This window comes from Armatimonadota bacterium (genome assembly GCA_039679645.1).
Taxonomy (GTDB): Bacteria; Armatimonadota; UBA5829; order UBA5829; family UBA5829; genus UBA5829.
The window spans coordinates 85,724-98,898 of the sequence record JBDKUO010000009.1 but is presented as its reverse complement, the minus strand read 5'-3'; the positions used below and the strand labels follow the sequence as shown (position 1 = coordinate 98,898).

The following is a 13,175-nucleotide window of genomic DNA, read 5'->3' as shown; positions in this document are numbered from 1 at the left end:
CACGAATGAAATAATGCATCTTATAGTTGACATGCAGTTGTAATCATGGTATAGATAATAATGATAGGCTGCTAATATGATTTATTGAGTCGAATTAACATGAAGTCAACAGAACACATATCTGAGAATGTCTACCAGCAACTGCGTGATCTGATCGAATGCGGAAAACTAAAGCCCGGGATGCGGCTGGTACAATGTGATCTTGCGCATAAACTCAATACAAGCAGTATTCCGGTCGCCAAAGCGATATGTATGTTGGAACATGATGGTCTTGTCGTCAATGAGCCGAACCGCGGGGCGCAAGTTATGGATTGGTCATTTGATGAGATAGAATGCGCAATAATGATCAGGTCGTCCATGGAACAGATGGCTGCCGGATTTTGCGCGGTTCGTGCAACAGATGCGCAGCGCCAAAAGATCAGGGACTTGGCGACGGTATTTACGAACTGTGCAATAGCACAGGGCACCAAAGGCTGCCTAAAAGCTGACAGCGAACTGCATAGTTTTATAGTGCAGTGTACGAGATCACAATTGTTGAGTCGGACGTTTGCAAATTCTCGCGTTATAACAAATACAATTCGCAATACAACTTGGCTGAGACAGTCGGTGTGCTGCCCGGAGATTCATGATGCTCTTGTTAATGCCATCATCGCCGGTGATGAGAAACTCGCGAGAGATTGCGCGAGAGAACATGTTGAGCAGGTGCTTTCCGATTTATGTAGTGTCATGCATGAAAGCATGCTTCAGCCAATAAAAATGCAGCTTGCCTGATTTCTTGCGATAGTCGATGATTCTCTCTCGACTTCTTGTACACCAATTGCAACTGAGTGTGAGTGTGAGTGCAAGTGTGAGTACTAATTGTCGGGCAATCAGTGCAAGCTGCAGATTTTTATAGGTGCAGCGACCAAGTATACTCAGCTTTTTGGGTAACAGACTGGCTGTGCTACATTCAAGGACAGGTGAAGTCGGTATGACTCCGCCTGTCCTTTTTTACATATTTACTAATCATAAAGTCTGGGCGACATGAAAGACTTCTGTACTTTTTCACTAACTCCGATTCTTTGCGGGCATATGCCTGCGAAGAAAAACACCCCAACGATCACCCGCAGCAAATTCTTGCTAAACAGGCAGCGACATGCTATACTCATCGTGTGAACTTGGGCCTTTCGCAATAGCGAAGGGTCTTTTCTTTAGCGAGACGACAGAGACTTATATGTTCGACAACATCCGAGCCGATTGGAAAGCTGTGTTCCGAAACGACCCTGCCGCGCGTAATTCGTGGGAGGTGCTCACTTATGCAGGTCTGCATGCTATCTTCTGGCATCGGATTGCGAACTTCTTTTGGCGTCATAAGCTCAAGTTCGCTGCACGCCTGGTTTCGCAGACGAACCGGTTTATGACGGGTATCGAGATCCATCCCGGAGCTACCATTGCGAAAGGCTTCTTTATAGACCACGGCATGGGCGTGGTCATAGGTGAGACTGCCGAGGTGGGCGAGAACTGCCTACTCTATCATGGTGTGACTCTCGGCGGTGTGAGCCTTGAGAAGAAAAAGCGGCACCCGACACTGGGCAATAACGTAGTCATCGGAGCTGGTGCTAAGGTTTTGGGAGCGATTACCCTTGGGGATAACGTGCAGGTCGGTGCTAACGCAGTAGTGGTCAAAGATGTACCGGCTAACTCTGTCGTAGTCGGTATTCCGGGACGTGTCGTGATGCAGGATGGTGTTCGCGTGCCGCTCACTCATGGCCGCGACCTTGATCCTGAGATGGATATAATCAAGAGCTTGATGCTCAGGATAGAAGAGCTTGAAAAGAAGTTTCAAAAAGTCGAGAAAGGAGATGAAGATGTCTCTGCAACTCTTTAATACGGCCACGCGTAAAAAAGAAGATTTTACGCCTATTGAACCCGGCAATGTGAGGTTGTATACCTGCGGGCCCACTGTGTATAACTATGCGCACATCGGTAATCTCCGAACATACATATTTAATGACATACTGCGCCGCACTCTTGAATACGAGGGCTACGAAGTCAAACATGTAATGAACATCACTGATGTCGGCCATCTGACCTCGGATGCGGACATGGGCGAAGACAAGATGGAGAAAGAGGCGCGAAAGACGGGTAGGGACCCGTGGCAGATAGCCCGTTTCTACGAGGAGCAATTTTTTAAGGACATCGAAGCGCTTAATATCGAGTCCCCGGTGGTAAAGTGCCGGGCGACTGAGCATGTGCCTGAGATGATCGCACTGGTTGAAAAGCTCCTGGAGCGTGGGCATGCATATGAGACCGCTCAGGCTGTCTATTTCGATGTGTCCACTTTCCCGGATTATACGAAGTTCACAGGGCAGTCTCTCGATGAGAAGGTGACTGGTGCGCGCGAGGAAGTGCAAGAAGACCCCGATAAGCGCAACCCGGCTGATTTCGCGATATGGTTTAAGGCCGTTGGCCGGTTCGAGAACCACATTATGCGATGGGAATCGCCGTGGGGAATAGGTTTTCCGGGGTGGCACATAGAGTGCTCTGCTATGTCGATGAAATACCTCGGTGAAACGCTTGACATTCACACAGGTGGTGAAGATGCCATTTGGGTGCACCATCCGAATGAGATTGCGCAAAGTGAAGCCGCCACAGGCAAGCAGTTCGCGCGATACTGGCTGCATGGGACATTTCTCATTGTCGGCGATCTGACCAAGCGGGCAGGCGAGGAAGACGCCGAAGAGCGCAGGATGGGTAAGAGTGAAGGTAACTTTTTGCGCATCCAAACGTTAATAGATAGGGGTTATGACCCGCTTGCATATCGGTTCATGTCATTTTCGGCTCATTACCGCAGCAAGCTGAAGTTTACCTGGGATGCTCTTGATGCGGCAGCCTCGGGCTATCAGAACCTGAAAGACTTTGTCGCTCGAGCCAAGCAGATCGGCGGCGAGGAGCAGCCATGGGTAGCCGAGTATAGAGAAAAATTTGAGCAGTCCATCACGGACGACCTGAACATGCCGCAGGCTATGGCTGCAGTGAACGAGCTTATTCGCGAAGCCGAGAAACGTGGGGAATACGGCGTGCTGGACGCTCTATATGACTTTGACCGCGTGCTGGGGCTAAAATTGCGCGAAGCTGCAGAGCAGGCTACAAGTGTGGATTCCGACATTGAAGCGCTCATAAAAGAGCGCGAGCAGGCGAGATTGTCCAAAAACTGGGCGCGTGCAGATGAGATTAGAAAGCAACTAAGCGAGCATGGGATCGCTCTGGAGGACACTGCCGGCGGGACACTCTGGCACAAAACGACCTAGGTATTGGGTGGTAGTAAGATATGCTGCCAGTATTGCACCGGCAGCCTGAACCATTTTTAAGAGGCTTGAATTGAAATTCAGGGCGAGTCATAAGGCGATTATTATCGCGCTCATAGTCGTGATTCCGATTGCGGCGGCGCTTGCAAAAACGCTGTCGTTTGGCGCGGGTGACCACATCTGCAAGGGGGTCACTATATCGGGAGTGAGTGTATCCGGACTCAGTCGCGCTCAAGCGGAGAAAGTCATGCGCGCCTGGGCTGCCAAGCGGGCGGATAGGAGAATCACACTTGCGGCTCTCGATTTACGGTGGATAGGATCGGTTGCCGATTTCGGTGCTCAGGTAAAATGGAAAGAGTCAGTCGGTAAAGCCTTCGAGGTTGGTCGAAAGGGCAATATTATAAACCGCATGATATGTGTGTTGACTCCGACCGGTGCGGGTAAGCGGATTAATGCTTGGATTGCGCTTGATCGTAATGAGATAGAGAAGACTGTCGCAAAGGTTGCTAAATCAGTCAACAGGCCGCACAAGGATGCCAGGATCAAAGTAATTGCCGGACATCTGGAGGTCGAGCAGGACAGTATCGGGATCGAACTGGATGAGCGCAGTGCCGCCAGCATTATCTCGAATGCAATGAGATCAGATAAAATGGTTGTCACACTGCCGGTTGTTTCAGATAAACCGGATGTGACAGCCGAGGAAGCTCGCGGCATCGATACGCTGCTCGCGCGGTTTACAACACCATTTAACCCGGGCAAGATAGATCGCACTCATAACCTTACATTAGCCGCCAGATCGATAAATGGCGTGATCCTCAAGCCGGGTCAGGAGTTTTCATATAACGATGTGGTCGGGCCAAGGGCTTTGGGCAGAGGTTTTAGAAACGCTCCCATCTTTGTGAAGGGTAAACTGGAGCCTGGAGTTGGCGGCGGAATTTGTCAGGTTTCGACTACCCTGTATAACGCTGTTTTGCTTTCGGGGATGCATATTGTCGAGCGTCATCCACACTCGCGGACAGTCCCTTATGTAGGCGCGGGGCGCGATGCCACGGTTGCCTACGGTCTGCGCGATTTCAGGTTCGAGAACTCCGACTCTTCGCCCGTCTGCATCCTGACAAGTATCAGCCGGGGAAATATTACTGTTGACCTTTACGGCTCTTCGCAGGATAAGAAGTCGGTGAGGATATATACTGGTCCTGTTAAGTATTCGCCTCCCAAACCGGCGGAGACTGTGACCGATCCTACCCTGGCGCCGGGCGCTCATAAAGTCACGGACAAGGGCGCGAGGGGAGTGAGAGTCACAGTGTATAGAAAAATATCCCAGCCTGATGGACGCGACATTACTGAAGTCGTATCTAATGATCGTTATCCGCCTCAGGCAAAGATTATTGCGGTGGGCTGTGCGCAAACTGGGGATGATGCGGTTCAGGCAAAGTCGATCGGGATAGTCAGTGACACGCAGCGGCCTAAGCATGGCGAATCAAATCTATAAACTCAGCACGCGTAGCTATTTACAACTCGCTGCCACTTTTGTATAATAGTGTTCAGATGCTCCCGGGCGGTTAGTTCAGTGGGAGAACGCTTCGTTGACACCGAAGAGGTCATTGGTTCAATTCCAATACCGCCCACCACTCTCAATTTTGTCCACATCGGTGATTCCGAAGAGATCACAAAATCCACCATAAATCATGAATCGAAGCGGTCATCCGAGAGCTTCGAACAAGCGAAGATACAGCCCGCTACTGGGGCAGTGTGTGCAGTAAAAAAAGCAATCGGGTGAGCTGCGGCTAGATGCGTTCGATAACTACGAGTTTGCCTGCGTCTTTGAGCTTTTCGGCGATCAGGGGGATGATGGTTTGCCTCGTGAGGATGCCCTTCTGGCGGAAGCTGATGTCCGTCGTGGCAGGGTTTATTGCGCCGCCAAGCATTATGTTGATGCGGTCGGCCTCACGAAGATACCGGTGAAGCTGAGTTACACCGCTCTCCTCATCAAAGACTTTGTAGTCTTCGTCGAGTACGTTATAGACCTGATTAAGGGTGACGGCTCCCTCAGACACAAGATCAATCCCATCTATGATATGGCGAGGAGGCGCGAGCATGCTCTGCGGGTTGGGCTCCATAAGCAGCGGTTTGCCTAAAGCCTTTGCAACAATCTGCGCCGTGGTTCCTCCACATACGACTTTGACTCCATCCATCATCATGAATCGCTGAATAACTTCATGATCCTTTTTGTTATTCGATGGGGGCCCTGTAAGGATGTTTACAGTGCGCCCTTTTCGGCACGATGCCAGCGCGACCGTGCAGTCGTCACCCAATCCGGCATTCCACAGTTCTCTCGCGCGGTTCAAGACGCAGCCGGGCACACCCATTAGCGATGCACCGGCACTTAAGCAGTCACTTATATACTGGCTTGTTCCGTCGACAGTCCAGCCGTTAGGCAGCCCCATGCCCAGTCCTGCCTGGGTGATACCGTCTGTAACGATCAATATGCCTTCATCAGTTGAAAGGTGGCAGTTTGCCTCACCGACCAGTGAATGCCCTTCCATGGTGGTTCGACGGCGCAGGACTTGTGAGTATCGCCGTGTAACAAATATGGGGGGCGGCATTTCGTAGGAGAGAACAGTGGTTACGCCGTCATTGAGTATGCGCGCGACGGTAAATACCGCGTACGGCAGGTCGGTGCCTTTTGCTTGCTCCAGAGTGTTTACCAGGCTCGAGAACGCCTTGCGGAGCGATATTCCCTGCCGCAGCAGTTCCAGCACGCGTGAGACGCACATCTGGGCAGCGATATGAGCCTTTATGCCATGCCCCATACCGTCACTGACGACTATCATGCACGATGATGGCGTCCGCTCGTAGGCTACCACATCCCCGCAGACGTCGCCCGGACGTTTGGAGACCTGCTGAGTATCTACTTCGACGTGTATGTATCCTTCAGCCATTCGTTGGTCCCTTTGCCCTCGCCTGACTCATCGCCCGCGATCTCTATCAGTTTCTCCAGCAGAGCTTCGCCCTGGCCGGTGCTCTCGCCGAGGAATTTTGCTATAGTCTGAGCCATGTTGATCTGATGTTCCAGCAGTTCACGCGCCTGGGTCACGGTCTGCGCGCGCAGATGGTCGAGTTTTTCCTTGCTTACGCTGCTGCCGGTTATATCCACAAAAATCCCGACATACTGCTTTTCTTCCGGAAGCGCGTAAAGTATTTCATGACAGTGGAGATTGTAACGGTCGTGCCGGACAATGGTCGTTATCAGTCCCACCTTCCCTGATGCCAGCTTCTCGAACGGATCGGGGTCCATGAGATACGATATCGGGCGACCCAATACCGCCTCCGAGCACATGAAGAACTTCCTGAACGCCGGGTTCATATGGATGATCGATAGCCGCTCGTCCAGGATCACAATGCCGTTGGGGCTGGTCTCAATGATCTTGTCTGTGCGCTGTTCGGCCAGACGCTTCATGTATGGTATACACATCTCAAGCTCCGCCATCCCGCGAACTACCGCAGCGGCCTTTTCTCTGCAGGATGAATACCCGCATGCGCCGCAGTTGAGCTGATTTTCGGGGGAGGCTTTGCCTGTCTTTTCCAGCACTTCGCGGATCTGCTCTTCGGTGACCTCATCATCAAAAGATGCATTTGGTCTGAACCGTGCAGTCAGGTCTGTATGTACGGTTTCATCGCCGGGTGTGTGCAGGCCGGGATGGTCGGTGGCATATTCGATTACGTCGCGGCGTCTTCTGAACAGACTGCTTTTGGCCGGTATGGCAGGGCCATTGACACATCCCTGTTCGCAGAACAGAGGCTCGATTACCTGCGGAAGACTATCCGAACCGCAGTCGGCGAGGGCTTCACGTATATCGCCGATGCCGGTCACAGAGACCACATCCGCAGCCAGAAGATCGGTATCTAGGCTGGCTGTGCGCATGCTTCCGCCGGTGAGAGGGAAGAAGCGCGCGTCGCCCTCCGGTTCCTCATTAAAGTGGCTCTCCTCACACATCGAAAGAGATATTCCTTCACGCTCGAACCAGTCCATCAGTTCGCTGAATGTGAGAACGCAGTCGACGATGTTTTTGTTTTCCGGACGGTCGGCCTCAGCCTTCTTCGCGACGCATGGCCCTATGAAGATGACCTTTGCGTCTTTGCCGAGTTTGCTTTTGATGTGGCGCGCATGAGCGATCATCGGAGAGACAATGGGAGTAAGGGCATCAAGCCTGTTCGGCTCGTAAAGCTCGACATATCTCACCACCGCCGGACAAGCTGTGCAGATATGCGACTTGTCCGGCTGAGAGTTACAGAGCCTGGTTGTCTCCTGAGCAACCTGATATGCCCCGATGGCCGTCTCGCCGACGTATGAAAAGCCGAGCTTACGCAGCGCCGACGCCAGACGTTTCTGCTCCGGTTCGGAGAAGACGGCGGCAAATGACGGCGCTACGCTTGCGGCCACAACCTCGGATGACTCGATTATCCGCGAGGCCCGTTCTATATCGTTCCTGAACTGTTTGGCGCCCTGCGGGCATTCGCGAATGCATGTGCCGCATGAGATGCAGCGTTCCGGCACGACGTATGCCTGGCCGTTTTCCATGCGGATCGCTTTGACCGGGCATACGCGCAGGCATCGATAGCAGTCACGACAATGCGCCTTATTTGTAAACACGACTTGTCCTGAGTTCGGATCGTTGCTCATGATGTGCCTTCTATACTACGGCGAGTTGAACCCCAAGTTCACCCGCGGCTGTCTGTAGACGCTGGTCAAGAGTTGCCAGAGGCAGTCCTTCGCGCATGGCAAGTTCAAGATATGAAGCGTCGTATGCTGAGAGATTGCATCTACGGGCTACGTCAATCAATTCTTCAAGCGTTTCCCATTGAATCAAGTCAACCACATTAATCGAAAATGCGCTGAGCACGGCAAGAAACCGCGCAGCATCTGCGGCAGTTTGTCTGCCGCGTCTTTCGCCGACAAGCAGAACGTTGCACACTTCAATAGGCCAAATAGTCGGAACAAATGCTTCCGATTCGTCCATATGTTCCAGTATGGCCTTTGCATAAGAGTGCGCTTCATCGGCGAAATACCACGACATCGTTATCGAAGAGTCCAGCACAAAGCGTCTCAATATCTTCGTCCTTCCTCGATCATGTCCCTGATCGACATCCCCTCGGGCAGACGACGTCCCTTGCCGAATTCTTTCATCGCTTCAATTGCTGCTCTCACGTCCTGTTTGGTACGTTCCATCGGCACAAGCATCGCAACAGGTACGCCATGCTTCGTAATTGTTATCTTTTCACCCTTAGCCACTCTATCGAGCAGCGCTGGCAGATGTGTCTTTGCATCATAAGAACCTACTGTTTCCATATCGATCCTCCTGAATTCGACTAGTCTAATCCTAGTCTATCACATCCCGAATAGGGTGTAAACTACAATCACTGGCACTTCTGCATTAAGCGCTCAAGTTCCTTGTCCAACGCCTTTACGGCTTTCTCGATAGTGCACTTATGTATCACGGTGTCGCCGACTGAGATAGTCGGGCCACGGTCGCACGCTTCGAAGCAGAAAGTCGCTTTCACGTCTACGGCGTTCTGTAGTCCGCGCTGCTCGATCACATCGATCAACTCGCGCAGAAGCTGCTGTGAACCGCGCACCATGCAGCTTGTGCCTGCGCACACGCTTATCGAGAGTTTCTCTTTGTCCGTGCCGCTCAAGAGATCGAGGTCGCTGTCTTTTATTCGTTTGCGACTGCGATATCCTGTGTGCAGCAGATTATGCGCCTTTTTGCCGCCGACTTTGCCCAGGCAGTTCGAGTAGCACTCTGTGACCATATAGTTTTCCTGGGATTTGTGGAACTCCAGCATCTTGTCTGAATCATACAGGCCGCGAGAGCGCAGTTTCTTGGTCTCCGGATCGCGAGAGATGGGCTGGCCCGCTCCACCAATGCACCCGCCGGGGCATGTCATGACTTCGATCAGATCGTAGTCGCACTCGCCCGCTTTGACCTTTTCGGCAATCTTTCTGGCGTTTGCAAGTCCGTGGACTACTGCAAGCTTCAACTCGATGTCGCCGACATTTATTGTTGCCTCTCGGATCCCCTCTTTGCCGCGAACAGCCTTGAAATCGACAGATCCGAGCTGCGTGCCGCTGAGTTTTTCTGCTGCGAACCGCAGCACGGCCTCAGTCACTCCACCGGTCGCTCCAAAGATAACCCCGGCGCCGGTCTTGAACCCAAACGGCATATCCAGCGACTCAGGTTCGAGCTTATTGAACCTCAGGCCGCTCTCCTCGATCATTCTCGCCAGTTCCTGGGTGGTGATTACATGGTCTACATCAGGAACATCGCCATGCTTGAACTCGGCTCGTTTGGCCTCGAACTTCTTGGCCGTGCACGGCATGATAGAGACGACTACCAGATCTTCCAGCGCAATTCCAAGCTGACCCGGCAGTGTTTCTTTGGCGAGCGAACCAAACATCTGCTGCGGCGACCTGCAGCTTGACAGATTCGGCAGCAGTTCCGGGTAATACTGCTCGGCAAACTTTACCCAACTCGGGCAGCAGCTCGTGAACTGCGGCAGGTCTTCGCCTTTGGTCTTCCGTTCTATAAACTCAGTCGCTTCTTCGACAACTGTCAGGTCAGCCGCGAAAGAAGTGTCGTAGACCTTGTCGAATCCCATGGATTTCAGGGCTGCGGCGATCTGGCCCGTCGTGATCGTTCCAGGTTCCAGTCCGAACTGCTCGCCAAGGGCGACCCGCACCGCCGGAGCAATCTGTGCAACAACGGTCTTTTTAGTGTTATCCAAGTCTTTCCATACATCTTCGACTTCGGATTTAGGAGTCAGGGCACCAGTCGGGCATACGCTGGCGCACAATCCGCAGTATACGCATTCCACCTGGTTCAGGTCTTTGCCGAACGCGGGAAGCACTGCGCTGTTGGAGCCGCGGCCAACGAAGTCAATAGCGCCGATGCTCTGGATCTCATTGCATGCCCGGACGCAGTCGCCGCAGAGAATGCACTTGTTCGGGTCACGGACAATCGACGGGCTGGTCCGGTCTACCGGCACCGGCTTATGAGTCATCTTATAGCGCACTTCCTCGACGCCGAGCCTGCGAGCCAGGTTCTGGAGCTGGCAGGAAGCGCTCTTGGGACAGGTCGGGCAGCTCTGGTCGTGGTTTGCCAGCAGCAGCTCGACTGCGATTTTGCGTATCTCACGAATTTCTTCTGTGTTGGTCTTTACTTTCATGCCCGGCGCGGGAGCCGTGGAGCATGATGTGACGATACCCCGTCCCTCCAGCTCGACCAGACACAACCTGCATGCGCCGTATACGCTCAAGTCCGAGTGGTAGCAAAAAGTCGGAATGTCTATACCGGCCTTGCGCGCCACTTCCAGGAGATTGCGTTCGCCCTCAATAGGAATTTCTCTTCCGTCTATAGTAACAAAATCGTTTGTCATAATTCTTTACACTCCACTGACAGCCTTGAACCTGCACGCTTCAGCACAGGCTCCGCACTTGATGCAGACATCGGGATTGATCACATGGGGCTTTTTGAGCTCGCCTGTGATAGCTCCAACGGGGCACTTCTTTGCACACAATGTGCAGCCTTTACACTTCTCCGGGTCGATTGTCGGTTTTGAAAGCGCCTTGCACTCACCTGCGGGGCAGCGCTTCTGATATACATGAGCCTCGTATTCGGCTCTGAAATACTTCAAAGTGGATAAAATCGGGTTTGGAGCGGTCTTTCCCAACCCGCAGAGCGAGCCCTTCTGAACGGCCCTGGCTGTGCGTTCGAGTGTCTCCAGCGTCTTCTCTGTGCCGTTGCCTTCCATAATGTCATCAAGAAGCGCAAGCATCTGCTTGGTTCCCTCGCGGCAAAGCACGCACTTTCCGCACGATTCATTCTGAGTAAACTGCATGAAGAACCGGGCGATCCTGACCATACAGGTCTGCTTGTTCATAACGACAAGCCCGCCGGAGCCCACCATTGCGCCCACTCCCTTTAGGGAGTCGAAGTCAAGAGGCAGGTCGAGATGGTCCTCAGTCAGACATCCGCCCGATGGCCCGCCTATCTGCACTGCCTTAAAGCCTTCGCCGGTAACTTTGCCCCGATCATCTGTTATTCCGCCGCCGATATTGTATACGACCTCGCGCAGTGTAGTCCCAAACGGCACCTCTATAAGACCCGTATTGGCCACATGCCCGGTCAGTGCGAATGTCTTTGTGCCTGGAGAAGTTTCCGTTCCGCGCTGTCTGAACTCGGCTGCGCCTTTTCCAATAACAATAGGTACCGACGCGAGAGTCTCAACATTATTAATGACCGTCGGTTTGCCCCAGAGACCCGACTGAGCCGGAAACGGTGGTTTCGGCATAGGCATTCCGCGCTGCCCCTCAATCGAGGCGATCAAAGCAGTCTCCTCACCGCAGACAAACGCCCCAGCGCCTTCCATTACGCTTACTCTGAAGCCTTGGCCGGACCCGAAAATGTTGTCGCCAAGCACTCCTATAGCCTCAGCGTCCGCTACTGCCCGTCGTATTCGCGCTACAGCCAGCGGATACTCGAGTCTTACGTAGACATACCCTTCATCGGCGCCTATAGCACGGGCAGCGATCATCATTCCTTCAATTACCGAGTGCGGATTGCCTTCCATAACACTGCGGTCCATAAATGCCCCCGGGTCGCCTTCGTCGCCGTTGCAGATGACATATTTCTTAGGCCCGGGCTGCACGCGTGTAAGCTCCCACTTCTTGCCTGTGGGGAATCCGCCGCCTCCGCGTCCTCTCAGACCCGAATAGAGCATTTCTTCACAGACCATCTCCGGGGTCATCTCGGTATAAGCTCTTTTTGCCGCCGCATACCCGCCGTTGTGTATGTATTCTCGAATGTCTTCAGGGTCGATAATGCCGCATGACTTCAAAACCGTTCTCGATTGCCTCTGATAAAAAGGAATCTCCGCTGTGCCGGTGCATTGTTTGCCGCTTACAGGATCGCAGTAGAGCAGCCGTTCCACGACCTTGCCGTCAATGAGAGTCGTCTGAACGATCTCGGCCACATCTTCCGGCTTGACCTTTGTATAAAAAATTCCTTCCGGCTCAACTGTTACCAGCGGTCCCATCTGGCAAAAGCCCTGGCAGCCGCTTTTAGAAAGCCGAATGGGAGCAGATGATGACTCCTGAAGGAGAGTAGGGTGGTTACAGTCATCACCTGTCCCTTCGGCTTTTAGCTCGGTCACAATATCGAGACCGGCATCTTTTATTCTTTTTACAAACTCAGCATATACTTTAAGCGAGCCGTTAGCCACACACCCCGTTCCTGCGCATATGATAATCCGCTTTGAGACCCGTCCGGCGGCGTCACCATACTCGCTCGCCACTTTTTCCAGTTCAGCGATCATTTCTTACCTTCTTTCGCAGCTATCTCATCGATGAGCGCAACAGCCTGTTCCGGCGTCATCTGGCCGTGGACATCATCGTTTATCACCATTACCGGAGCCAGCCCGCACGCGCCAAGGCACGAAACCGTCTCGACCGTAAACAACATGTCCGGTGTGGTCCTGATCTTGTCCGAAAGCGCCAGCCGCTCGCGCAGGGCTTCCAGAATCGGGATCGACTTCTTTACATGGCAGGCTGTGCCGTCGCAGAGCCTGATTACATACTTGCCTTTGGGTTCCAATGCGAAATGGGCATAGAATGTAGCCACTCCGTAAACCTTGGCGGGCGGAAGTTCGAGCGAGGTGGCTATGTATGTCAGCACCTCCTCGGGCAGGTAGCGATACTCGTCCTGTATGAGCTGGAGTATCGGGATCAGTTTTGCGGGATTGCGTTCGTACTTATCCAGAATCTCGCACACCTTCTTAAACTGGCGAAGTCTCTTTGTTGTCTTTTCTAGTGTTTGCGGCATCACTATA

General features: G+C 52.9%; 11 protein-coding genes and 1 tRNA gene. 5 read left to right on the top strand and 7 right to left on the bottom strand.

The window, feature by feature from the left end; all coding sequences use genetic code 11:
- Positions 1–99 precede the first annotated feature (99 nt).
- The 5 genes from ABFD83_01835 to ABFD83_01815 all read left to right on the top strand — a co-directional run bounded on the left by ABFD83_01835 (position 100) and on the right by ABFD83_01815 (position 4,918).
- Positions 100–771: a GntR family transcriptional regulator gene (locus ABFD83_01835; GenBank protein ID MEN6355805.1), complete on the top strand. Its 672-nt coding sequence runs from the start codon at positions 100–102 to the stop codon at positions 769–771.
- Between the two features lie 442 nt (positions 772–1,213).
- Complete coding sequence (gene epsC, locus ABFD83_01830) at positions 1,214–1,867, top strand: serine O-acetyltransferase EpsC (protein MEN6355804.1); 654 nt, start codon at positions 1,214–1,216, stop codon at positions 1,865–1,867.
- Positions 1,848–3,290 carry a cysteine--tRNA ligase gene (gene cysS / locus ABFD83_01825; protein ID MEN6355803.1) on the top strand — a complete coding sequence of 481 codons (1,443 nt, stop codon included), beginning with the start codon at positions 1,848–1,850 and terminating at the stop codon, positions 3,288–3,290. The genes epsC and cysS overlap by 20 nt, the downstream gene beginning before the upstream one ends.
- Before the next feature lie 70 nt (positions 3,291–3,360).
- Positions 3,361–4,779 carry a VanW family protein gene (locus ABFD83_01820; protein ID MEN6355802.1) on the top strand — a complete coding sequence of 473 codons (1,419 nt, stop codon included), beginning with the start codon at positions 3,361–3,363 and terminating at the stop codon, positions 4,777–4,779.
- Positions 4,780–4,843: 64 nt separating this feature from the next.
- Positions 4,844–4,918: transfer RNA gene (locus ABFD83_01815), tRNA-Val, on the top strand.
- Between the two features lie 156 nt (positions 4,919–5,074).
- Here ABFD83_01815 and ABFD83_01810 read toward each other — a convergent pair.
- From ABFD83_01810 to ABFD83_01780, 7 genes are all read right to left on the bottom strand, one after another.
- On the bottom strand, positions 5,075–6,229 hold the full coding sequence (locus ABFD83_01810) for a SpoIIE family protein phosphatase (GenBank protein ID MEN6355801.1): 1,155 nt from the start codon (positions 6,227–6,229) through the stop codon (positions 5,075–5,077).
- Positions 6,199–7,971: a [Fe-Fe] hydrogenase large subunit C-terminal domain-containing protein gene (locus ABFD83_01805; protein MEN6355800.1), complete on the bottom strand. Its 1,773-nt coding sequence runs from the start codon at positions 7,969–7,971 to the stop codon at positions 6,199–6,201. The genes ABFD83_01810 and ABFD83_01805 overlap by 31 nt, the downstream gene beginning before the upstream one ends.
- A 10-nt stretch (positions 7,972–7,981) precedes the next feature.
- Positions 7,982–8,398, bottom strand: a complete 417-nt coding sequence (locus ABFD83_01800) for a type II toxin-antitoxin system VapC family toxin (protein MEN6355799.1) — start codon at positions 8,396–8,398, stop codon at positions 7,982–7,984.
- Positions 8,395–8,637, bottom strand: a complete 243-nt coding sequence (locus ABFD83_01795; GenBank protein ID MEN6355798.1) for a type II toxin-antitoxin system prevent-host-death family antitoxin — start codon at positions 8,635–8,637, stop codon at positions 8,395–8,397. Before ABFD83_01795 ends, ABFD83_01800 begins: the two co-directional genes overlap by 4 nt.
- 68 nt (positions 8,638–8,705) lie before the next feature.
- Complete coding sequence (locus ABFD83_01790) at positions 8,706–10,724, bottom strand: [FeFe] hydrogenase, group A (protein ID MEN6355797.1); 2,019 nt, start codon at positions 10,722–10,724, stop codon at positions 8,706–8,708.
- 6 nt (positions 10,725–10,730) lie between these two features.
- Positions 10,731–12,662, bottom strand: coding sequence for an NADH-ubiquinone oxidoreductase-F iron-sulfur binding region domain-containing protein (locus tag ABFD83_01785; GenBank protein ID MEN6355796.1), 1,932 nt, complete (start codon positions 12,660–12,662; stop codon positions 10,731–10,733).
- Positions 12,659–13,168 carry an NAD(P)H-dependent oxidoreductase subunit E gene (locus ABFD83_01780; GenBank protein ID MEN6355795.1) on the bottom strand — a complete coding sequence of 170 codons (510 nt, stop codon included), beginning with the start codon at positions 13,166–13,168 and terminating at the stop codon, positions 12,659–12,661. Before ABFD83_01780 ends, ABFD83_01785 begins: the two co-directional genes overlap by 4 nt.
- Between the last annotated feature and the right edge of the window lie 7 nt (positions 13,169–13,175).